Raw genomic sequence first — 21,913 nt, forward strand, 5'->3', positions numbered from 1 at the left:
AGCGGCGGGGGCGTACAACTCCCGTGGTAGCAGCCTCCGTACAACCAGCTCCGCCCTTCGACGGTCACACGAGATACCCCCGCACCCCGTCGACCGAGTGGGAGCCACCGTGACACACCGCCGCCGCATCCTCACGTACGCCATCGCGGTCGCCGCCGCGGCGACCGCCGGGCTGGCGCTCCCGTCCGGCGCCGTCGCCGCCGCGCCCCGCGCCGTCACGGGCGACTTCAACGGCGACGGCTACGCCGACCTCGCCGTCGGCGTCCCGCAGGGCACCGTCGGCGGCCGGGCCGAGGCCGGGTACGTGAACGTCGTCTGGGGCGGCCCGCGGGGCGTCGGCGCCCACGGAAGCATCCGCGTCACCCAGGCCACCGCCGAGGTGCCCGGGATCCCGGAAGCGGGCGACCGCTTCGGCGCGTCCGTGGCCCTGACGGACCTCAACGGCGACGGCATCGCGGAACTGCTCGTCGGGGTCCCCGGCGAGGACGTCACCGACCGCGGTACGGACGCGGGCACGGTCATCGCCGTCGCCGGCTCGGAGCGCGGGCCCGGACCCGCGTCGTCGGTGCTCAACGGGCCGTCGCCGTCGGCTGCGTACGGCAGATCGGTCGCGGCGGCCGACGTGACCGGCGACGGCAACAAGGAGATCGTGATCGGCGGCACCGACAAGGTCGTCGCCCGTGTCGCCCAGGGCGAGGACAGCATGGTCACCACGGTGGTCGCCGCCCCCATGGGCGGCCGCGCCCCCGTCCTGGCCACCGGCGACTTCGACAGCGACGGCACCGCGGACCTGGCCGTGGCGTACTGGACCGCGGGCACCCCCAACACCCAGTCCCACGTACGCCTGTTCACATGGGACGCCGAGCGGTCGGAGATGGCGAACTTCTGGAACACGGACAACGCCGGCGTGAGCGCCCTGGCCACCGGCGACTTCGACGGCGACGGCCACGACGACCTGGCGCTCGGCGAGTGCCGTGAGATCGCCGACGAGAACATCGACGACCCGTGCGGCCCCGAGGAACTCGCCGAGGGGGGCGGCATCCACATCCACTACGGAAGCTCCGCGGGCGGCTCGTTCGGCAGCCGCGCACAGACCCTCAACCAGGACACGGCGGGCGTTCCGGGCGTGGCCGAGAAGGGTGATCGCTTCGGCGCCGCCCTCGCCGTCACCGACGTCAACCGCGACGGCCGGGACGACCTGGTCGCGGGCGCTCCCGGCGAGGCCATCGGCAGCAGGGCCGGGGCGGGCGCCGCCTGGCTGCTCCGCGGCGGCGCCCGGGGCCTGCTCGACGCGAACGGCGCCGCCACGTCCACCGCGTGGAACCAGGACACGTCCGGCGTGCCGGGCGTCGCCGAGGCGGGCGACGCCTTCGGTGCGGCGGTCGCCGCGGGCGACTACAACGCCGACGACGTACCGGATGTCGCGGCCGGATCCCCGGGCGAGAACGCCTCCTTGGGCGCCGCATGGCTCCTGCCCCGCGGCTCGGCCACCGGCTCGACGGCCTTCTCGCCCCGCACGCTCGGCCTCCCGTACCTCTCCACGGCTCAGCAGTACGGCAAGCCGCTGAGCACGCCTCAAGGAGGTTCGCGTCAAGGAGGTTCGGGCGGCTGAACGGCCGGGTTCAGCCCTCCTCGGCCGTCAGCCGGCCGCGCAGGTCATCCCAGTACAGGTGCAGCATCCGCGTCAGCTCGTCCACGACGTCCAGGTCCGGATCGCCGCCGCTCTTGAACACCTCGTGCAGCACGGCGTTCGCGGCCCACACCACCATCCGCGTCGCCCGCTGCGCCCGCTCGCCGCCGGGCCCGCCCGTCAGATGCTCCACGATGTGCTGCAGCCCCTCGGCGACGAGCGTGTTGGTCGCCTCGTCGGCCCGCGCGAGTTCGGGGCTGAGGTGCCTGCCCGCCCACAGGGCTGTGCCGCCCGGCTGGGAGCGGAAGAGCTCGGCGTAGACATCGACCATCGTGCCGACCAGGTCGGTCAGTTCGCCCGCGACGGCCCGCTCGACGAGGTCGTCGATGGCGGTCTTGAAGGCCGCCAGGTACCGCTGGCCGAGCGCGTCCACGACCGCGCTCTTGTCGGGGTAGAACTGGTAGATGCTGCCGACCGGCGAGCCCGCCTCCTCGGCGATCCGCCGCATCGTCAGCGCCTCGTACCCCTCCTGCGACAGGATCCGGTCGGCGGCGGTGAGGATGGCCTCGACCCGGGCCCGGCTGCGTGCCTGCTGCGGCTGCCTCCGCAGCCGCGCCCTCGAAGCCGACTGCGAAGCCGACTGCGGCTTGCCCGTTCCCGTCACCACGTGCCCCCGGTCGTCCGAAGACGCGAACGTAGCACGCGGGGGCGTCACCCCTGCCGGACCAGCACAGCTGATCCGGCAGGTGAGCCTCTAGGGTCCTCAGTCTCTGTAGACACCGACCTCTTGGAGCGAGTAGCCCCACTGGGTGCCGCGCTCCAGCCCCTTGATCCGTACGAAACGCGCCTGGGTCGCGGCGAACCGCGCCGTGTCCAGGCCGCCGTCACCGGAGTCCGTGGACCACGCCGTCTTCCAGTTCGTGCCGTCTTCCGACAGCTCGACGCGGTACGACTTCGCGTACGCCTCCTCCCAGTCGAGGGTGACGCGCTTGACCGACTGCACGGATCCGAGGTCGATCCGCAGCCACTGGTCGTTGTTCCACTCGCTGGCCCAGCGGGTGCCCAGGTCGCCGTCCACGGCCTTGCCGGGCGCGAAGCTGACGGCCGGGTTCCACCACTCCGAGGAGGACGCCGAGGCGGCCGCGCCCGAGGCCAGGTTCTCCCCGGACTTGTACTTCTCTGCCTTGCCCCAGGTGCGGAGATAGGACTCGGCACCCGAGAAGAGATCGTCCACGACCTTCTGCCCGCCGACGATCCGGATGTCCTCGATCCAGTCCGGGACCATGCCGTAGTGCGCGCCCCCATCGGTGTTGAAGTCCCAGGTGCGTTCGCCGGTGGTCTGCTTGTCGATCACCGAGCCGCCGTCCGTGCTGCGGAAGGGGTACTTGACGGGGTTCGGGGTGTTCCCGCCCCGCGGGGCGGGCCAGCCGCCGACGCCGTTCATGTCGGTGCCGTAGCCCAGGCCGACGCCGTACTTCGCGCGCAGTGGGGCCTTCTCCTTGGCCTCCGCGCTGAAGCCCTCGGAGGCGCTCATGTACGAGGCGGCGAACCCGCCGAGCTTGTAGAGCCGCTCGGTCCAGCCCGCGTCCATCCAACTGTGCGAGGAGATGGCGCCCGGGTAGGACTCGGATTCAAGGATGTCGAATGCCTGGTCAGCCGCCTTGACGCTCATGTGGTCGAGCTCCAGCATCATGCTGCGTTTCATCATGCCGCGCACCGCGTACGCCCCCAGGTCGGTCAGCCCGCGGACGTTGCACTGCGCCCCCGAGGCGTACGCGGGGACGTCCACCCCCTTCGGCAGCCGCTTCTCGGCCTCCGGTGCCGCCGCGTTGCCGATGGGGTTGTCGTGCTGCGGGCCGCGGCAGGTCTCCGTCTTCCAGAAGGTGCCGGTCGACAGGAACTGGCCCACGTTGATGGCCGTACCGAGGGCGCCGGAGTCATAGCGCACCCCGCACAGGGCGTTGTCGAACTTGTGGCACAGGAACATGCTGCGCACACCCAGCTCGTGCAGCTCGTCCAGGCCCCGGTCGATGTCCTCCTTGCTGCACTGCGCCCGGTCCAGGACCTGCTTGCAGCCGAACGGTTCGGAGGTCTCAACTCCCAGAATGACAGCCAGTTTTCCCTGCTTGATGACCTCGCGGGCCTGTGCGCTGTCGGTGACGATCCGGAACCAGCCCTTGCCCGGACCGCCGTACATCTTGTCGATGAACGCCTGCATGTCGTACGACTTCTTGGCCTCGAGACGGATGGCGCTCATCTCGTCGCAGCCGCGGTCCTTGAAGAAGTAGACCGAGCAGATCACGCCGTTGGTGACCAGGTCGTTGACCAGCACCCGCTGCCCGCCGCGCCACGCCCGCTCGATCCCGGCGTAGTAGTTCTGCTGGTGGGTCAGCGAGTCATGGGCGGGCCAGTCCTTGAAGGTGGGCCACCCGTCGGGATCGTGCTTGCCGTCACCACCCTTGGTGATCATGTCGAAGATGGCGAGCGAGCCGTCAGGGTAGTGCTCGGGACAGTCCTTGAGCGCGTCGGCGACACCCTGCTCCGAGAACGGCTTGCCGCAGATCAGCCGACCGCCGAACCCCTCGTTGGACATGATGTGGTCATGGGCGTCGACGAAGCCCCTCACATTCCCCTGCGCGTCAGCCCCCTTGAAGGGCTCGCCCGTGACATCGACCTGAGCGTCGGGCGTGGGCCGCGCGGTCGGATCCCACCAGTCGGACTCCGCCGCGGAGCTGGGCACCGGACCCAGCACCAGGGCCATCACGGCGAGGAACAGCGACATCACCGTGAAGGATCCGAGTCTGCGGCGCGGAGGTCGAGCCATGGTCATCACTCACCTTGTTTGACATGTTCATGCAAGTTACTGGCAAGTCAAGGATTCCGACCGCCGTCCACGGAGTCAATGACCGGGAGCGATGGACTTGACGACCCATCAGTTCGAGTGACAGGGCCCGGCCGATAGAACATGAACGCCCGTTCACGTTACGGGGCAGTCACTTCACGCACAAGGCCCGGCACCGAACACTCCCGGACCAACAGAAGGAGGCCGCCCAAGTGGACGGCCTCCGGCCTGCGTTGACCTCGACACCGGCAGCCATCGCTGGGGCCGGCCGAGGGCGGATCGGCGTCAGTCGCCGTCGATGATCTGGTACAGGTAAATGATGTGGGAGTCGTCCTCCGGCATGGCGTTCACGTCATCGGACTCGGCGTCGATCCGGAAGTAGAACTCGGGGCCCTTGAAGCCCTTGAGCTCGCCCTTGTCCTGCATCTTCACCAACTTGTCGAGGAACGCGTTGACGGACGGCGTCTTGGTGCCCAGGTCCTCGGCGATCCCGCCGCCCACGACCACCTTGAGGTGGGCCGAGTCGATGAGCACGTGCTGGCCCGCCCCGGTCGCGCTGTTCGACTGGAAGTTGGGGCCCATGTCGCCGCACTCGTAGGAGCCGAGGTTGATGCCGAGGGTCGCGTCGGGGCTCTCGCCGCCCATGTCGACGGACTCGATCTTCGCGTAGGGGCCCTGGCCGTCGTGATCGCAGACCGAACCGGACGGCGGCTTCTGCCGGTCCGCGTAGTCCCAGTCGCCGACCTCGTCCGAACCCCCGTCGCCTCCACCGGTGTTGGCGCCACCGGAGCCCTCGATGTCGTCGCCCGTCTTCTCCGGGTCCGGGGTGGAGGTCTGCTTGCCGCCGCTGCCACCGGAGTTGCCGGAGCCGCCGTTGCCGGAGCCTCCGGACGGCTTCTCGGTGGCGGGCTGGGAGGCGGTCGGGGACGACTTGGAGTCGCTGCCGCTGTCGTCGCCGCCGGACGGCTCGCAGGCCGTGGTGGCCAGCGTCAGCGCGGCGGTCGCGGCCAGCAGGCCGAGCTTCCAGTTCTTACGGGTCTTCGTGCGCATTGGGGTTCCCCCGTGGGTAGAGCGTGAGCGGTGAGGGCGAGCGGCGAGGGTGCTTGATGTGTGCCGGTACCCGGTCGACGCACCGGCCGCCGCAGCAGTGCGCGGCAGGAGTGAGGTACGCGGGCCCGGATCGGTCGAGGCCCGATGGCCCCGGCCGGCGACCGGCGCCGTCAGAGAAGGTAGAAGCGGCAACGTGATGGCGTCGTCGCGCGCTGGTTTGATCACTGCCTAAACCCTGGCGGTACGTACGCGGTTCCTACAACTTTCGCGGTACGTGACACGACGAGGCCGCACAGCCGTCGGCGAGAGCCAGAGCGGAGGGACCCACTGGGCAGCGGCCGTCAGCCACAAGGAGAGGGTGCCCCCGCCGCTCCGGGGACACCCTCTCCTGTCTTCCCGCCTCCTCAGGAAGCGGGCACCGGCTTGTCCGGCGCCAGCGAGTTGCCCGGCGCGATGTTGCCGCAGTCGGACGGCGCCTTCTTGCCCGCGAAGCGGTCGTTCAGCCAGCTCAGCGCGCTGGGCACCCACGGCAGGACCGTGCCGACGTGGCTGAGCGCGTCGTACTGCCGGTACTTGATCGCGGCGTTGCCCTTGTCGCAGTACTGCCGCGCCAGCGCGCGCACGTCCCCGGCGACCATGACGCCGTCACCGGTGCCGACGCCCGGGTGGTTGCTGAAGGTGCCCTCCACGACACCGCCGTTGCCCTGCGCGATATAGCCGGGGGCGGACGGGGTGGGGGCCGAGCCGAGGTTGATCTTGTTGACCGCCTCGACGAACTCGGGCACGGAATTCGGGTCCGCATACTCCGGCTTCGCCATCTTCTTCCAGGTCAGACCCGGGTAGCGGCCCAGCGCGTCGACGATCGACGCATGCTCGACCTTGTCGTACACCTTCTTGCCGTAGTCGCTCATGTAGCGCTTGAGGTCGATGTCGTAGGAGCGGGCGACGCCGATGATGGCCATGGGGATGACGCCGGACCACACCAGGCTGCCGTCGACGTACTTGAGGTTGTGCGACGGCTTCACGAGCAGTCCGCCCTCGGCGTAGCCGACCAGCCGCTTGTCGACGTCCGGCGCGTAGTCCGGCGCGAGCGCAGCGGCCCAGTTGGTCGCGATGGCGCCGCCGGAGTAGCCGACGAGACCGAAGCGGGCGTCCTGCCTGATGCCGGTCTCCGAGGCGGAGTTGCTCGCGGCACGGATCGAGTCGAGCGTGTTGTACCCGTACTCCGGTCCGGCCGCGAAGTCGGCGGACTGCCCCTCGGTGTCCGGGATCACGACGTCGTAACCCTGCAGCAGGAGCGGCGCCACGAAGAGGGACTCGGCGTTCGCGATGACGCCGCCGAGACGGAGGTCGCCCGCGATCGCCCGGGACGGTCCGTCCTCGGGGTTCAGCGAGTCGTAGAACGACTGGTACGACACGGCCTTGCGGCCGTCGCCACTCGGGCTGCGCACCACGGTGGTCACACCGGCGGACGGACGGTTCTGCGCGTCGGTGGTGCGGTAGAGCAGTTGGATCGCCTTCACGGGCGTCGGGATGCCGACGACGTGGTACTGCAGCGTCCGCTTCTTCAGCACGTCCCCCGGCTCGAAGGAGGACAGCGGCTTGCTGCCGTCGTACGTGTAGAACGGGTCGCTCGAGGCGGCTTTCGACGACGAGCCGCCGACCGGAGCGGACGCGACCGCGGCAGCGGGAGCGGCAGTCAGGGCGAGCGCGGTGACACCTGCGGTTGCGATGTGCCGAACGGCGATTTTGTGCATGACTCCCTCGACTCGTGAAGCAGCGCACCAGGACAACTGCTGGAGCCCACCGGGGTGTTACCGGCAGGTAACGCGGAGCGCAACTTACCAACGGGTAAGGCGGGTTGCCCAGAGGTGCGGCAGAGATTGTTGAATCCTTTCGACACTGCAGGAAGATGTGCACGGACGTGGTGCAGGAGTACGCGACCGGACGAGCCACTCGTCGAGGGCGAGCGGCACAAAGGGCAACAAAGGGATGGCGCCCAGGACTTGCTCAGCCACCGGTGAGTTCACGCAGCAGGGCCGCGGCCGCCCTGCGGTGCGGGTGGGCATGCTCAAGAATCCGTCGCATGTCGGCGAGCAGTACCAGGAGTGACTCTGCCGCCTCGTCGACGTCACCCCGACGGGCCGTGGCCCGAGCCAGCTGCAGACGAGTGGCCAGGGTGTGCGGATGGTCGCGGCCCAGGACCTGAACACGCCCCTGCCATACCGGTGTGAGCCCGTCCACCGCCGCACGCCAGTCCCCCGCCTCGCCACGGAACCACGCCAGAGCCGCCTGTGTCGCCAGCAGATGGGGATCATGGACACCGCGTAAGGGATTCTCCTCGTCCAGCAGCTTTCGAAGGTCGGCGATCGCCTTGTCGAGGTCGCCGGCCCGGCCGATGGCCCACGCGAGGCTGCGGCGGGCGGCAAAGGTCTGCGGATGCTCGGCTCCGTCGATGCGCCCGCGATCCCGTACGAGGGCGGTCAGCTCCTCGACCGCCGCCCGAGGATCCCCTGACTCACCTTTGTAGTAGGCCAGTTGGTGACGGGCTGCCATCGTGTCCGGATGATCGGCCGACAGCTGACTGCGCATGTCCCTCACCAACTCGCCGAAGAGGCGTACGGCGGTGTCCAGTTGGCCTGCGACCCCATGGAAGTGAGCGCTTTGCTCACGCAGGATCAGATCGTCCACTCCCGCCGTAGTGCGTGATTCTCGAAGCATGGCGAGTGCCTCGGAAGGGCGGCCTGCGTCTCCGACCACGCGGGCCAGGGCGAAAGAAGCCCCTGCTCTGCCTTGGTCCACAGCTCGACGCAGTGCCTGGTCGGCACAGCCGAAGTGCAATTCACGGTGGGCGGCGATGCCCACCGAATACCAGCGCTCTCCGTCGCCGGCCTGCGCGAGCAGCCCCTCCCACAGGTGGCCGGGGACAGGTTCCAGGCCCGTCGCGTACTGGAGGTGGGCAAAGGGAACGAGGCCGGGTGGATCCCCCTCCCGCGTCAGCAGGCACGCCGAGGCGCGGACGCGGCTGCACGCCCACTCCAGCGCTCTGTCGAAGGTCTCGGGCGCCAGCCGATTGCCGCCCCTCTCCTCCAGGTATTCCACGTGCAGGCCCCGGGCCAGGCCGAGCGGCACCGGCCCGCGAAGGCCGGCCCGCCGGCAGTCCACAACGGCCGTGACCAGGGCCGCGCCCCGCGGGTTCCGCCCCGCGCACCAGGCTCCGCGCCACAGCTCGAGCAACTGCGGGCCACACGTCAGGGTTTCGGCGATTCCATGTGTGGCGGCGGCGCGCACGGCGTCGGCGAGGTGCCGGTCCTGGCCGTGCCTTCTGGCGCGTTCCACCTCTGCGGCCGACCAGCGACGGTCGAGGCGCATTCTGGTGGCCATCGCGAGCACGTCCCGCGCGTCCCGATGGTGGTGTCGGTCCATGCCGGTCAGCCGGTTGTCCGTTTCGGACTCGTAGTCATGAAGTGCGACGCTGTTGATGGTCGCGACGATCACCGCCGACTCGCCACTCAGTATCTGCTCCGCCAGCTCACGACTCAGCCCTCGGTGGCCAAGGAATCGGTCGACATCGTCGAGCCACAGCACGCATCTGCGATGGTCGCCGGCGGCTTGCGAGGCGATCTCCATGTCCTCGGCGTCTTTGGGCGCTATCCACGTGTGATCGGACAAGGTGGCGCGCACCGCCTCGGCGGCAGTGCGGGTGGTACCCGCGGCAGACTCACCGACCACGAGTACGAAGCGGCCGGGCCCGAGGGCTCTGCGCAGCCCGTCGTCCAGGTCGCGGGGAACGTAGGGGCAGTAGTGGCGCCTGCCGTGGCGATCGACGTGGCCCACCCGCCAGGCGGCGAGATCCGCTACGTCCATGACCAGCGGAAGCGATGGCCCGCGCGCCTCCTCCAGTCGGCCGGACCAGACCACGCGACGCTCGCGTAAGGAACGCAGACCTTCGGTGATGAGCTCCAGGGCGCCGAGAATTCCCGCTCCGACTCCGACCGCGGCGGGCCCGCTCCACCACTGTTTCGCCAGCGCGGCCCCCGTGGCCCCGCTCACCACCGCCATGAGGTGGAGCGGCCACCTCAGCCGGAACACGGCCTCCCTGGTCCGCAGCGCTACGTTCTGTCCTTGCCTCATTGCCCCTCCCCTGAGGCGCAGAATGGGCTGCGGCGTCCACCTGCGGGGAGTGTCTCACGCTCTCGAAGAACTGCGGGGTGCCGACCACGCCAAGGACCACTGCTACAGCTATGGCCACACTACTGACGGGTCATTAGGGTTCTGCCGTCAACCCCCTTCCCCCACAGGAGAGTTGGGAGAGCCGCATGACATCAGCCTTACGAAGGCGAACGGTGGCGGCGGGAGCCGCCGTCGCGGTCGCGGTACTCGCACTGCCCGGGTCCGCCGCCGCGCAGAGCGGTCACACGCCGGACAACGCCCCGCACGCGATCTCCTCGGCCCAGCCCACCGGGGCGGCCACCGGCGCCGGGAAGCACCACAAGGACCACGGGAAGCATCACAAGGACAAGCATCGGCCGGGCGGGAAGAAGCCGGGCAAGAAGACGGCCCCCGGAGAAATCCTCAGCTCGGAGCCGTCCTCGTTCCAGTACACGCCGGGCGTGCCCACCCCCACCAAGGCGTGGAAGATCACCTATCGGTCGACCTCTGCCAACGGCCGGCCCAACGCGGTCTCCGGCACCGTGATCGTCCCCGACGACGGCAGGACGACACCGCGCCCCCTCATCACTTATGCGGTCGGCACCGTCGGCCTCGGTGACAAGTGCGCACCCTCCGCCGGATTCCCTGGCGGCACCACAGCCGAGGCACCGCTCGTCAACGCCGCGCTGGTACGGGGCTACGCGGTCGTCGTCACGGACTACGAGGGCCTCGGCACGCCGGGTGACCACACCTACATGGTCGCCAAGGCGCAGGGCAGTGCGGTGCTCGACGCGGCGCGTGCGGCCCAGCGGCACCCTGAAGCCGCGCAGTACGGGGTCGACGCAACGGCGCCTGTCGGGATCATGGGCTACTCGCAGGGCGGCGGCGCGAGCGCGAAGGCCGCCGAGATGGCCGCGTCCTACGCTCCCGAACTGAAGGTCAAGGGCACGGCGAGCGGCGGTGTTCCGGCAGACCTCGCCAAGGTCGCCGACTCGCTCGAGGGCAGCGACAGCGCCGGCTATCTGCTGATGTCGGCCGTCGGCCTGAACGCCGCCGATCCAGCTCTCCACCTCGACAAGTACCTCAACGACGAGGGCCGCAAGCTCGCCGACGTGGTCCGGAACGAATGCGTCGGGACGGCCCTGGAAGCCGGGCGCGGCAAGACCATCGAGGACGTGACGACGTCCAACCCGCTGGAGCGTCGGGACTGGCAGCGGGCCATCGCCAAGCAGTTCATCGGGAGCAAGCGACCATCGGCGCCGACGTTCCTCTACCACGGGGACGCGGACGAGACGATCCCCTACGCGGTCGGGCAGAAGCTGCGGGCCGACTGGTGCGCGAAGGGCCACGCCGTGGAGTGGAAGTCCTTCGCCGGTCAGTCCCATGTCGGGACGGCGATCCAGGGCAACGGTCCGGCACTTGAGTGGCTCGGCCAGCGGTTCGCCGGCCAGCCCACATCCGGCAACTGCGGCACCTGAACCACGAGCTCCCCCGGAGACCTGAGCGGACAGGGCAGGGGCGGACTGCCCGCCGTTGGCGAGGCGTTCGGCAGCGCCCTCCAGTGGCACGGTCCTCCCCCCCCCTGGAGGAATGAGACGCCTTGGTCAGTTCACCGATGGTGTGGTGCGCCCCGACCAGCCGGGGGATTACTGGTCGGGGCTGCTTGAGGGAGCAGGAAAGCCGTCAGTCGACGACTCGCCACATATGAGGCTCGGTATCGCCCCTGCCATCGGACCCACCGGCGAACAGGGGATGGCGAGTACCGTTCTGGCTCCCGTTTTCCCGTTCGCCATCGCCGCCTTGAGACGTCACGGCGGTCATTCCTCCGAGCCGGTCTCCGGCTCAGGCGTGAGGAGAGACAAGACGTGCTGGACCAGACCGTCCGCGGACGGGTAGTTCCACAGGACGGTTACGGGCAGGCGGATGTCCAAGAGCTTTTCCAAGCGGGCGCAGACAACGGTGGTCATGACCGAGTCGAGGCCGAGATCGCTGAGCGGACGGTGTCGGTCGAGCTCGTCAGCCGGGATCTTCATCTCGCGAGCCAACCGCCCCACGATCTCCTTCTCCACCCATGCCGCCAGTTCACCGGCAGGCAGATTCCGCCAGTCCGACGCCGATCCGTCCAGCGACGTCTCCGTCGGCTGAGGCTCACCGGACCGCTCGGTCTCCGTCACCATCTGCCCACCGGGTCGCAGGGCTCCGAAGCGGGTTCCTGGCAGCCAGGCCCGCAGGCGTCCGTCCTCGTCGCTGATCGTGATGTCGACCGTGTCGGTGGCCGGGTCGACGAGCCGAATGTCGACGTAGCCCGTCTCGGGGGCTTCTCCCACCACGCGTACTTCGCGAATGTGGGCGGGCATGCGCACCATGGGTTCGCCACCGTAAATGACCGGCACCACCCCGAGTGCGGCATCCAGCAACGGGGCCCAGGTGACCTGGTCACCCGACACGGTCGGAGCATGGATCTTGGCTCGCAGGTAGCCGTCACCGGAGAGAAGCTCCTCGACGGTCCACGGCCACGCGATGCCTTCGACGCCGATCGCATCCAACCGGCCCATCACCACGGACGCGTCCGCGACCTCAAGGTGCTCCGGGGCCTGCACGATGAGCTGGCCGCCGGGGAACGGGGTGGCGTGATCGGCCATGGTGGAGGACGTGGTGTGGTTGATCCAGCTGCCGGGGCCCCCAGCGCCCGTCGGGCGGCTGGTCAGCCGCAGCGTCAGCCCGTCCCGCACAACCTGCACCTCGCGAGGGGTGGCCAGGGCGATCGGGAACTTCAGTGAGACGTCGAAGAGTGCCTTGCTGCCGCCTTGCCCTGGGGCCGCCTCCAGGAACGTGTGGATGATCGAGGACGCCGGGATGATGGAGGTGCCGTGCAGAGCATGGCCGCCGGGGAACGGGCGGCTGGCATCGTCCAGGTGGGTGTTCCAGACGCGGATGCCTGCATCGGTGGCCACGTCGACGGGCGTACCGAGCAGCGTGTGGCCTGTGACGTCGTGCTGCTGGCTGACCACCGCAGCCGTGGGCAGTTGGGCGTCCAGCCAGTGTCGACGGTGCTGCCAGGCGATCGGTGGCAGCTCCGCCAGCTGGCCGGCGGCGTGCAGGGCCGCCCAGTCCAGGACCGCACCGTGAACGTGCAGACGCCCCAAGTTGGCCAGGAAGGTGGGAAGTTCGGGTCGGTTACGGCGCAGGGTGTGACCGACATGACCGTTCTGGATCTCCAGGTGGGTGAGCGTCTCGGTGACCGAGTGCGACACCACCGGGTGGGGGGAGACTTCCAAGAAGCGGCGGTGGCCGTCCTGCACCGCGGCCTCGACAGCCTCGGTCAAACGGACCGGATTGCGCAGGTTGGCCACCCAGTAGGCGGCATCGTGCAGGCCCTCCGCGCGCGGGTCGTCAAGAGCCGTGGTGTAGAGGGGGACTTCGGGGGCGCGCGGCGACAGGTCTTGGAGCGCCTCCCGCAGCTGTGCGGTGAGGGGGTCCATGTGCGGGCTGTGGAAGGCGACGTCGGAGTTGACCTCACGGATCGGAACGCCCTGGCCACTCCAGTCGCGTATGAGCTCGTCCACTGCTGCCGCGTCACCGGACACCACCGTGGACGACGGAGACGAGGCGATCGCCGCGCATATCGCCGGGAGGTCCACGAGGCGCTGCTCCACCTCGTCGAACGGCAGGGCGACCATCGCCATGGCGCCCTGCCCGGCGACCTGGCGCAACAGTGCCGAGCGGCGGCCGCTGAGCCGGGCGCCGTCCTCGATGCTCAGCGCGCCGGCGGTCACCGCGGCGGCGAGCTCTCCCACCGAGTGGCCGATCACCGCCGACGGGCGGTGCCCGTGCGCACGCCAGACCGCTGCCAGGCCGACCTGGATCGCGAAGATCATCGACTGGGCGCGGTCGACCGCCTCGAAGTCGCCCTCCTTGATGGCCTGTCGCGGCGAGAAGCCCAGCTCCTGCTCAAAGATCGGCCCCAATTCATCGATCACCGCGCTGAACTCGGCGTTCGTGGCGAGAAGTTCCCTGCCCATGCCCGCCCAGTGCGAGCCATGGCCGGAGAAGACCCAGACCGTGCCCTGCTCCGTGCCCCTCCTGACCGGGCCCTCGACCACGTACTCGGGCAGCTCCTCGTCGCCGGCGGCCAGGGCACGCAGTCCCGCCACCAGCTCGGCCCTGTTGTTCGTCAGCACCACGGCCCGGTGGTCCAGGTGCGTGCGGCGCGCGGCGAGCGTGTGTCCCACCGCCGACAGTGGTGTACCGGGGTGCCGTTCCAGCCAGTCGGCGAGCCGCTCGGCGTACGCGGCCACTCCTGCCTTCGACCGGTACGACAGCGGGAACAGCATCGGCTCATCCGGCTCGTCGACCTCGGCCAGCTCCCTGGCGGGGACGGGCGGAGCCTCTTCCAGGACGACATGGCCGATGGTGCCGCCGTATCCGTAGCCGGACACACCGGCCCGGCGCGGATGCTCCCCTTTGGGCCACGGCTGATGCTCCGTCACCAGGCGCAGCCCCCACTCGTCCCAGGGGATGTCCGGGCTCGGCTCACTGGCCAGCACCGTGGCCGCCATTTCCGCCGCACGCAGCATCAACGTGGCCTTGATGATGCCCGCGACACCGGACGCCGGTTCGGCATGCCCGATGTTCGACTTCACCGAGCCGATCCAGCACGGCTCATCGGCCGGACGCCCCGCTCCGAAAACCGCGTGCAGTCCGGACGCCTCCACCGGATCGCCCAGCCGTGTGCCGGTCCCGTGAGCCTCGATGTAGCCCGCCGTCGCCGGATCGACGCCCGCCTGGTCCCAAGCCAGTCTGAGCAAGTCCCGCTGCGCGTCCGGGTTCGGCGCCATGATGCCGCTGGTGTAGCCGTCCTGTGCCACCGCGGAGCCCTTGATCACAGCCAGGATCTCATCGCCGTCGCGCTGTGCGTCCGAGAGCCGCTTGAGCACGAGGACACCGCAGCCCTCGGCCCTTCCGTACCCGTCGCCCTCCGCGTCGAAAGGCTTGCTTCGACCGTCCGGGGACAGTGCCCCAGCGGCCTCCAGGGTCAATGTGTAGGCGGGCGACAGAATGATGTTCACGCCGCCTGCCAGAGTCATGGACGTCTCTCCGGTCAGCAGGCTCTGGCAGGCCAAGTGCACTGCCACCAACGATGCCGAGCACGCAGAGTCGAGTACGAAACTGGGGCCGTGCAGGTCCAGAATGTGCGACACCCGGTTGGCGATCCCCGTCAACTGCGCGCCGATTCCCGTCCAAGGCTCGATGCGCGGCAGATCCTCCAGCAGACGCCGGCCGTAGTCGTCGGAGCACGTACCGATGTAGACCCCGGTGTCGGAGCCGGCCACGGAGCGAGGCGCGATGCCCGCATGCTCCAACGCCTCCCAAGACGCCTCAAGGACCAGCCGCTGCTGCGGGTCCATGAACTCGGCCTCTCGAGGCGTGATGCCGAAGAACTCAGCGTCGAACCCGTCGACGTCCCCTAGGAAGTTGCCCGGCCGCTCGGCCCGCCGCAGCGCCTCGCTGAACTCCGGACTGATCTTCGTGTACGGCCGCCAGCGATCCTCCGGCGTGGGCTCGACTGCCACCTTGCCATCAGACAGAAAACCCCAGAATGCCTCGGGAGAGTCGATCCCGCCGGGAAAGCGGCACCCGATACCGATCAGAGCAACTGCTTCTGCATTGTCCTGCACTGCCAATCCAATCTCTTCAATGGGGACGAGCAGGAACGTGGGAGTGGGAGCACGTACCCGCGGAAGGCAACCGAGCTGCCGAGCCACCGCCTGCGCGTCGAACCGCTGGCGTTGCGGCCGGCAGCGGACGACAGAGGCGGAAGGTCTCCGGAGGGTAGAGGTGCGGATCCCCCAGTGCCGACGCCGATCCATGCGACCGACCGCATGGCGAGGAAGCGTGCCGGGTGCCGCGGGTGTGCTGCCGAGACCTGAAATATCCAGCCCCCATTCCCCCACCGTGCAGTGCCAGAACAACGGCCCGAGGTGCTCCGGACGATGGTTCGCTGAGCAATCCGGAGAGCGGGACACCCATGGCATCCAGAGTTATCGCGGAAGTCTTCGGGATAGCGGCACATGGCATGTCCGGCATGCTCGCCCTTCTCTGTCGGTCTTCTTAATCCAGTTCACCCGGAAGATTCTGGATCCTGACTTGCGGCTATCGAATTAGAAGGACGCGACAAACTGCTTGGAGAACCCCTCGGGTGCTAACAAGCCAACGCACGCGAACCACTTGAAGGATGATTTCCTGTGCTGCTGCGTGCGGCAAGGCGATGCCCTCGTTCGAGCACCACTATTCGAAGTATGTGAACAACCAGGCCAAGAACCGCCAACTACCCACGGGATGACGTGTGCCACCTCTCGGCCAGGCTCGTGTGGAGTGAAGCCCACACACCCTGACCAGTCCCTTGCGTGAAACGGCGGTGAACCGCCTGCCAGGAAACCCCGAACACGGGCGGGATCTGGCGCCAGGAACAACCCTTCACGAAGACGCAGCGTTTCGGCACATCGCTCACACGAGCTCGCGGGTCGCGGCAGGTCTTGCGGAACAGTTCCTCTTCCTCGCTCTGGACCCGAGTTCTGGCCGATTCCGACAGCGGCCACAGACTGAATACGCCGTCGCTGGCGGCCGCCACGGCACCATCGGTGGCGGCTATCGCGAGCATCGGCTCGTGACGCGTAGCCAAAGAGCATGATGACCACCGATGCCCGTTCGCGGTTCCGCCCCCTCTCCATTGAGGGGGCGTGGGTGCGCGAGCCCGTCGTCCAACGCGACGAGCGTGGCAGTTTCCATGAGCGGTACCAGGAGACCGAGTTCGCCGCTGCCACCGGGGAGCCACTGCACCTCGCCCAGGCCAACTGCTCCGTCTCCCGCCACGGGGGGGCTCGTGTACCGCCCGCCACGCGGCACGAATCCGTCCAGGCTGGGCGACGGTGGAGTCCTCGACTTCAGCTGCGCGGCATGGGACCGTCACGGCCCCCGGCCTCAACGATCAACGATTGCCCCTTGGCCCCGGGCTCCTCAGCCGAGGTTCCCCAGGAGCGTGCGCGGGCAGGGGAGGGCTTGTTGGACTGGGCCGGGGTGTGCGAGGAGCGAGGAGTTGTGGCCTTGGCGAGTCGGCCGACGAAGACCGGGACCAAGAAGGCGACGACGAGGCTCACGTTGATCAGAACGAAGGTCACGGCGTCGAAGCCCTGCTCCCCAGCGGACGACGACACCAGATAGGTGAGGCCGGGTACGGCGGACGCCAGCAGCGTCACCACCAGCGGCGGGGTCCGCTGCATGCCGATCTGCAGGACGAAGAGCGGAAGGGCCACGCCGAGTACGGCGACCGAGACGATGAATGCGCCCCGCGTACCGGCCGGCCCATCGGCGGGCATGTCGCCGAACAGCAGTACCGCCAGGGCGAGCAGGTAAGTGAGATGGAAGCGATGAGCGGTGACCTGTACCGGGGAGACCTTCAGCTGTCCCAGGCGGTAGGAGAGGACGGCGATCCCGGCTGCCGAGCAGCCGGCGATCGCGGCGAGCGCCACACCGCCCACGAGGATCTGTACGGACTCGACCTGACCGACGGAGGCCATGCGGCCGGCCACGGCCAGGGCGAGGGACAGGGCCAGCATGCCGAGACCCAGCTCCGCCAGGCGGCGTACGCCAGAGGACTGCCGTATCCGGAAGCAGGCTATGGCGAGTGGCCCGATACCGGTCTCGACCGCGGTGGCCAGCGGAGCCGGGATGAGTGACAGGGACCGGTAGAAGCCCAGGAAGGTCACGGCGGTGGCCGCGTTGAGCACCAGCATCAGGCGCAGTCGCTCGCCGCGAAGCGGCTGTCGTTCACCGTTCCTCCGAAAGCGGGCCACCAGGCCGAAGACCAAGGCCGAGACGCTGAAGGCGGTGAAGGAGAGGAGGACGCTCTCACTGCCGCTGAGGTTGTCCGAGAGGAGCCCGTTGGACAGGGCCTGAAGTGCGATCGCAACGGCGACGAGCAGTGATCCGCTCATGAGACACCCGAACCATCTATTCGTTTCACTGGTTACCTCCGGCGCGGAGTTTCGCACACCCTCACGCGGCACCACAACCGGTCATCGCGATAGCCGGTGTATCCTGGCGCGGGCCAGGATCGCTGCCCGCCAGGAAGGGGACCGCCCGTGCGCGAACCGCCGCCTTCCGCCCAACTGATCGAGGCCTTCGCGAACACGCTCAACCTCGAGTACGGCACTGATGACCTGAGCACCCCCGGACACCTTGCCGACTGGCTGGTTGGGCAGGGCCTGCTCGACCGGCTCCTCGGCCTCGACGCCGGGACACACGCCCAGTACCTCCAGTTGCGCGGCGGCATCCGCGAGGAGCTGGGGGTGCACGTCGGAGTGACCCCCGTGGCCGACGCCGTCGAGGCGGCCGACGCCGTACTGCGCACTGTCCCCCTCTACGCCGGCGTCCGGTCCACCACACTCAGCCCGAACCCCGATCTCGTGCCGGAACACCGGCCGCTCGCCGCCCTCGCCGCCGCCTGGATGGAGCTGCGCGTGACCGGCGACGTCCTGCGCCTGAAGCGCTGTGCGGAGCACACCTGCGAGCTGGTCTTCTGGGATCTGTCGAAGAACCGGAGCCGCAGGTGGTGCTCCATGCGCGTGTGCGGCAACCGGGCCAAGTCCCGCGCCTACGCCGCCCGGCAGGCCGCCGACTGAGCGGCGAGCCCCGGAACGCCCGGACGGCGCCGGACAGTTGACCGCGCCGGAGACCGGACACCCCGTCGACGGGGAGCAAACAGAGATGGGGACCGGAAGGGAGCCAGCTCCCTTCCACCGCCCCCAGAGCAACAAAAAGAGGCCGCCCTCACGGACGGCCTCCGGCCTGCGGTTCTCACCGACATCTCTGTCGGGACGACAGGATTTGAACCTGCGACCCCTTGACCCCCCGTACGCGCAACTTCACGCCCGAAGCGAACACTTCGGATTCACCGGGCGCAGCACGCAACCACACGCTGAGGTAGGCGCAGGCAACTGCGCTGTGGAGCTTCCTCCTTGCCCGGTGCCCACCTGGCTCCACCCCCTGACCGCCATGTCGACCAACACCCTCACCCGCGGCCCGAGCTACTACAGCGTTGCCGCTTCAGCGCGAGGAAGGCTTTGGCCGCTGCCGTCATGCAGTTCGGCCTGTATCGGGATCTACGAAGGATCCGCCATGCCGTAGGCGCGCGTCGCCACGCTCAGCCGACGCCCGCGCCGCAATCAGGCCCGAGGACTGCCTTAAAGCTTGCGTATGCCCCGATGTGACCCGTGTGCCGCATTCATCCCGCGTGCCGGGCCATCCACTCCTCGACGTCGGTCGCCGACCGCGGCAGGCCCCCCGACAGGTTCTCGTGGCCGTCGGAGGTGACGAGCAGGTCGTCCTCGATCCGGACGCCGATGCCGCGCCATTCGACGGGCACGGTGAGGTCGTCCGGCTGGAAGTACAGGCCGGGCTCGACAGTGAGCACCATGCCCGGTTCGAGCACCGCGTCGACGTATTCCTCGTTCCGGGCCTGCGCGCAGTCGTGGACGTCCAGGCCGAGCATGTGGCCGGTGCCCGCCATCGTGAAGCGGCGCTGGAGGCCGAGCTCGTACGCGCGCTCCGCCGGGCCCTCGATGAAGCCCCACTCGACGAGCCGGGTCGCCAGGTGGCGCTGGGACGCCTCGTGGAAGTCCCGGTACGCGGCGCCGGGCTTCACGGCGGCCATCCCCGCTTCCTGAGCCTCGTACACGGCGTCGTAGACCGTGCGTTGCAGGGGCGTGAAGGTGCCACTGATCGGGAGCGTGCGCGTGACGTCGGCGGTGTACAGAGTGTGTGTCTCCACGCCCGCGTCGAGCAGGAGCAGCTCTCCGGGGCGCACCGGGCCGTCGTTGTCGGTCCAGTGCATGATCGTGGCGTGCTCGCCCGCGGCGCAGATGGAGCCGTAGCCCACGGCGTTGCCCTCAAGGCGGGCGCGGCGGAAGAAGGTTCCCTCGATCCACCGCTCGGACGAGGCGATCGCCTTCGAGAGCTCGCCGACGACATCGGTGAACCCGCGCACCGTGGAGTCCACGGCCTTGCGCAGCTCACCGATCTCCCAGTCGTCCTTGACGGCGCGCAGATCGCTGAGCACCTCTTCCAGTTCGGCGTCGCGGCTCTCGTCGGTGGTGACGGCGGCCTCCAGAGCCGGGTCGATGCCACGCACGATCCGGGTGGGGGTGCCGGAGGCCAGGGCAGCGGAGGCGGCCAGGTCGTCGGCCGCCGCGCGGACGTCGCGGCAGGCGAGGCCGAGCACACGCTCCGACTCGGCGAGGGAGCGGCGCCGGCCCATCCACAGTTCCGCGTGTGGGCCGGTCCAGAACTCGTCGTTGTCCCTGCTGTCGCGCGGCAGTTGGTAGCAGTAGGCGTCGTGGCCGCCGTCCATGCGGGGTTCGAGGACGAGAGCACCGTCCCGGGCCTGGTCCCCGGTCATGTGCACATAGCCCGAGTACGCCCGGAACGGGTACGTGTCGTCGTTCGACCGGACCTTGAGGTTCCCTGAGGGGACCACGAGGCGCTCGCCCGGGAAGCGGGCGGAGAGCGCGGCGCGGCGCTCGGCCGCGTACGGGGCCTGCTCGTCGAGGGTCAGGTCGTGCCGCTCGGTGTCCTCCCACCCTGTCCGCATCAGGGCGGACAGTTCCGCGGATATCCCTGAGTAGAGACCATTCTTCCTGCCCTTCGCCACGGCGTGCTCCTTCTTCTGAAGAGACCTCTGCAAGACCTCCGGACGGGCTTCTCAGCGGAAGGTAGCCGCCGCCGCGCACGCTCAGCGCCAAAGAGTGCCACTGGCACAGATCAGCCACTCTCCTGACCGGAGGCGTCGATAATGCGGCGTATGACCCCTGCGAAACTCGGCGAGGCGCTCCGGCTCCTGGGCATCGATCACACGGCGGCCCAGGTCTATCTGGCTCTCCTTGACGTCGGACCCGCCCCCCTGGACGCGATCGCGCGAGCGGCCGGTCTTGACGGTGCGGAACTCACCGAGGCGTACGACACACTGGTCGGCGCCGGTCTGGCCAGTGCCGCCGAGGGCGGCAGGGACGTGGTCGCCCCGGTGCCGCCGGCCGCGGGCCTGGAGATCCTCGCCCGGCACCGGGCAGCCGAGGTCGAGGAGTCGCGCATCGCCGTCGGGGGCGCGTTCGAGTCGTTCAGGCGGCAGCGGCTCGCCGCGTACAACGACGACCTCGTCGAGGTCGTCACCGGCGACGCCGTCGGCCCGAGGATCCGGCAGGCATGGGCGAGCGCCCGCACACAGATCCGACAGCTCGAGTCACCCCCGTATGTCACCCAGCCCGGCACCACGGACGACGCGCTGGCCACGCTCGCGCGCGGGATGACACAGCGCGTCGTGTACTCGAGGGCCTCCCTGGAATACCCGGGCCATCTCAAGGAGGCCATCGAACCGTGCGTCAACGCCGGCGAACAGGCCCGGGTCCTGCCGTCGGTGCCGGTCAAACTCGTGATCATCGACGAGGCGTACGCACTCGTGTCGCTGTCGATCAAGGAAGCCGACGTGCACAACACCATGCTGGTCGTGCAGCCGTGCGGCCTGCTCTCCGCGCTCATGGCGCTGTTCGAGCAGTCCTGGCAGAACGCCCTGCCGTTCCACGGCACCACCGCAAGCCCCGGTGGCCTGCCACCGGCCGACCGTCGTCTGCTGTGGCTCCTCGCGGGTGGCGCGAGCGACGACGCCATCGCCCGCGAGCTGGGCATCAGCCGCCGCACCCTCTTCCGCCGCCTGCAGATCCTGATGGCCCGCCTCGGCGCCGCGAACCGCTTCCAGATGGCCCTGCAGGCCCAACGCAGCGGGTGGCTATGACGCACACGCTGCCGGATGGATACACAATGCCCCATTGCCTGCCGCCAGCCGACCCGAACGGGCCGGAGATGCCGCTCAGTTGCAGCCATCCCGAGTTCAATATGCGTCGGCCGTGCGGGCCTCCGGCCTGCGGTCCTCACCGACATCTCTGTCGGGACGACAGGATTTGAACCTGCGACCCCTAGACCCCCAGTCGCCCGTCAAACGTGCTGCCACGTCCGGCGCATTCTGATGTCACGGACGGCCGTCACACTGAGCCCGTGCTTCACAGCGGCTTGTCGAGCTGTCAGGGGCGTCGAGCGGATCTCGCGCACCTCTCCCTCGGTCACTTTGTGATTCCAGTGGAGTTCTCCCGCGAACGCTCCTTGAGCCGCGTACCGCCTCACCTCCTGCTGAA

At 69.2% G+C, this 21,913-nt stretch carries 12 protein-coding genes and 1 pseudogene; 5 read left to right on the forward strand and 8 right to left on the reverse strand.

The genetic code is table 11. From position 1 onward, the window contains the following. Positions 1–109: 109 nt before the first annotated feature. A complete protein-coding gene (locus ACFWYM_RS15060) occupies positions 110–1,612 on the forward strand; it encodes an FG-GAP-like repeat-containing protein (RefSeq protein ID WP_384835657.1) in 1,503 nt (500 codons plus the stop codon). A gap of 10 nt (positions 1,613–1,622) precedes the next feature. On the opposite strand, the gene ACFWYM_RS15065 is transcribed toward ACFWYM_RS15060, so the two are convergent. The 5 genes from ACFWYM_RS15065 to ACFWYM_RS15085 form a co-directional block, all read right to left on the reverse strand. Beyond that, a complete protein-coding gene (locus ACFWYM_RS15065) occupies positions 1,623–2,297 on the reverse strand; it encodes a TetR/AcrR family transcriptional regulator (RefSeq protein WP_384835660.1) in 675 nt (224 codons plus the stop codon). Between the two features lie 96 nt (positions 2,298–2,393). After that, the gene (locus tag ACFWYM_RS15070; protein ID WP_384835663.1) at positions 2,394–4,460 is read right to left on the reverse strand and encodes a discoidin domain-containing protein; all 2,067 of its coding nucleotides are present in this window, start codon (positions 4,458–4,460) and stop codon (positions 2,394–2,396) included. A 297-nt stretch (positions 4,461–4,757) separates the two neighbouring features. Further along, a complete protein-coding gene (locus ACFWYM_RS15075; RefSeq protein ID WP_384835666.1) occupies positions 4,758–5,522 on the reverse strand; it encodes a hypothetical protein in 765 nt (254 codons plus the stop codon). A gap of 404 nt (positions 5,523–5,926) precedes the next feature. Continuing rightward, positions 5,927–7,279, reverse strand: a complete 1,353-nt coding sequence (locus tag ACFWYM_RS15080) for a lipase family protein (protein WP_384835669.1) — start codon at positions 7,277–7,279, stop codon at positions 5,927–5,929. Between the two features lie 253 nt (positions 7,280–7,532). Beyond that, a complete protein-coding gene (locus ACFWYM_RS15085; RefSeq protein ID WP_384835672.1) occupies positions 7,533–9,584 on the reverse strand; it encodes a tetratricopeptide repeat protein in 2,052 nt (683 codons plus the stop codon). Between the two features lie 257 nt (positions 9,585–9,841). Here ACFWYM_RS15085 and ACFWYM_RS15090 point away from each other — a divergent pair, with 257 nt between their 5' ends. Continuing rightward, the gene (locus ACFWYM_RS15090; RefSeq protein ID WP_384835675.1) at positions 9,842–11,152 is read left to right on the forward strand and encodes a lipase family protein; all 1,311 of its coding nucleotides are present in this window, start codon (positions 9,842–9,844) and stop codon (positions 11,150–11,152) included. Positions 11,153–11,491: 339 nt separating this feature from the next. On the opposite strand, the gene ACFWYM_RS15095 is transcribed toward ACFWYM_RS15090, so the two are convergent. Further along, complete coding sequence (locus tag ACFWYM_RS15095) at positions 11,492–15,352, reverse strand: acyltransferase domain-containing protein (protein ID WP_384835731.1); 3,861 nt, start codon at positions 15,350–15,352, stop codon at positions 11,492–11,494. A gap of 1,012 nt (positions 15,353–16,364) precedes the next feature. On the opposite strand from ACFWYM_RS15095, the pseudogene ACFWYM_RS15100 reads away from it, so the two are divergent. Beyond that, positions 16,365–16,541: pseudogene (locus ACFWYM_RS15100) on the forward strand (dTDP-4-dehydrorhamnose 3,5-epimerase family protein); the annotation flags it as partial. Positions 16,542–16,618: 77 nt separating this feature from the next. Here ACFWYM_RS15100 and ACFWYM_RS15105 read toward each other — a convergent pair. Beyond that, positions 16,619–17,668, reverse strand: coding sequence for an EamA family transporter (locus tag ACFWYM_RS15105; protein WP_384835678.1), 1,050 nt, complete (start codon positions 17,666–17,668; stop codon positions 16,619–16,621). Positions 17,669–17,815: 147 nt separating this feature from the next. Here ACFWYM_RS15105 and ACFWYM_RS15110 point away from each other — a divergent pair, with 147 nt between their 5' ends. Continuing rightward, positions 17,816–18,355 (forward strand): CGNR zinc finger domain-containing protein, encoded by a 540-nt coding sequence (locus ACFWYM_RS15110; protein ID WP_384835680.1) that lies wholly within the window; start codon positions 17,816–17,818, stop codon positions 18,353–18,355. A gap of 602 nt (positions 18,356–18,957) precedes the next feature. On the opposite strand, the gene ACFWYM_RS15115 is transcribed toward ACFWYM_RS15110, so the two are convergent. Continuing rightward, the gene (locus tag ACFWYM_RS15115; protein ID WP_384835683.1) at positions 18,958–20,382 is read right to left on the reverse strand and encodes an aminopeptidase P family protein; all 1,425 of its coding nucleotides are present in this window, start codon (positions 20,380–20,382) and stop codon (positions 18,958–18,960) included. Between the two features lie 150 nt (positions 20,383–20,532). On the opposite strand from ACFWYM_RS15115, the gene ACFWYM_RS15120 reads away from it, so the two are divergent. Next, positions 20,533–21,516: a helix-turn-helix domain-containing protein gene (locus ACFWYM_RS15120; protein WP_384835686.1), complete on the forward strand. Its 984-nt coding sequence runs from the start codon at positions 20,533–20,535 to the stop codon at positions 21,514–21,516. The last annotated feature ends 397 nt before the right edge of the window (positions 21,517–21,913 follow it).

The sequence above is a fragment of the Streptomyces sp. NPDC059009 genome (assembly GCF_042740175.1).
Lineage (GTDB): Bacteria > Actinomycetota > Actinomycetes > Streptomycetales > Streptomycetaceae > Streptomyces.

Excerpts from the sequence above, each read along its gene's own strand:
- ACFWYM_RS15085 (WP_384835672.1), bottom strand. The coding sequence starts at position 9,584 with ATGGCGGTGGTGAGCGGGGCCACGGGGGCCGCGCTGGCGAAACAGTGG.
- ACFWYM_RS15120 (WP_384835686.1), top strand. The coding sequence starts at position 20,533 with ATGACCCCTGCGAAACTCGGCGAGGCGCTCCGGCTCCTGGGCATCGAT.
- ACFWYM_RS15075 (WP_384835666.1), bottom strand. The coding sequence starts at position 5,522 with ATGCGCACGAAGACCCGTAAGAACTGGAAGCTCGGCCTGCTGGCCGCG.
- ACFWYM_RS15070 (WP_384835663.1), bottom strand. The coding sequence starts at position 4,460 with ATGACCATGGCTCGACCTCCGCGCCGCAGACTCGGATCCTTCACGGTG.
- ACFWYM_RS15105 (WP_384835678.1), bottom strand. The coding sequence starts at position 17,668 with ATGAGCGGATCACTGCTCGTCGCCGTTGCGATCGCACTTCAGGCCCTG.
- ACFWYM_RS15080 (WP_384835669.1), bottom strand. The coding sequence starts at position 7,279 with ATGCACAAAATCGCCGTTCGGCACATCGCAACCGCAGGTGTCACCGCG.
- ACFWYM_RS15090 (WP_384835675.1), top strand. The coding sequence starts at position 9,842 with ATGACATCAGCCTTACGAAGGCGAACGGTGGCGGCGGGAGCCGCCGTC.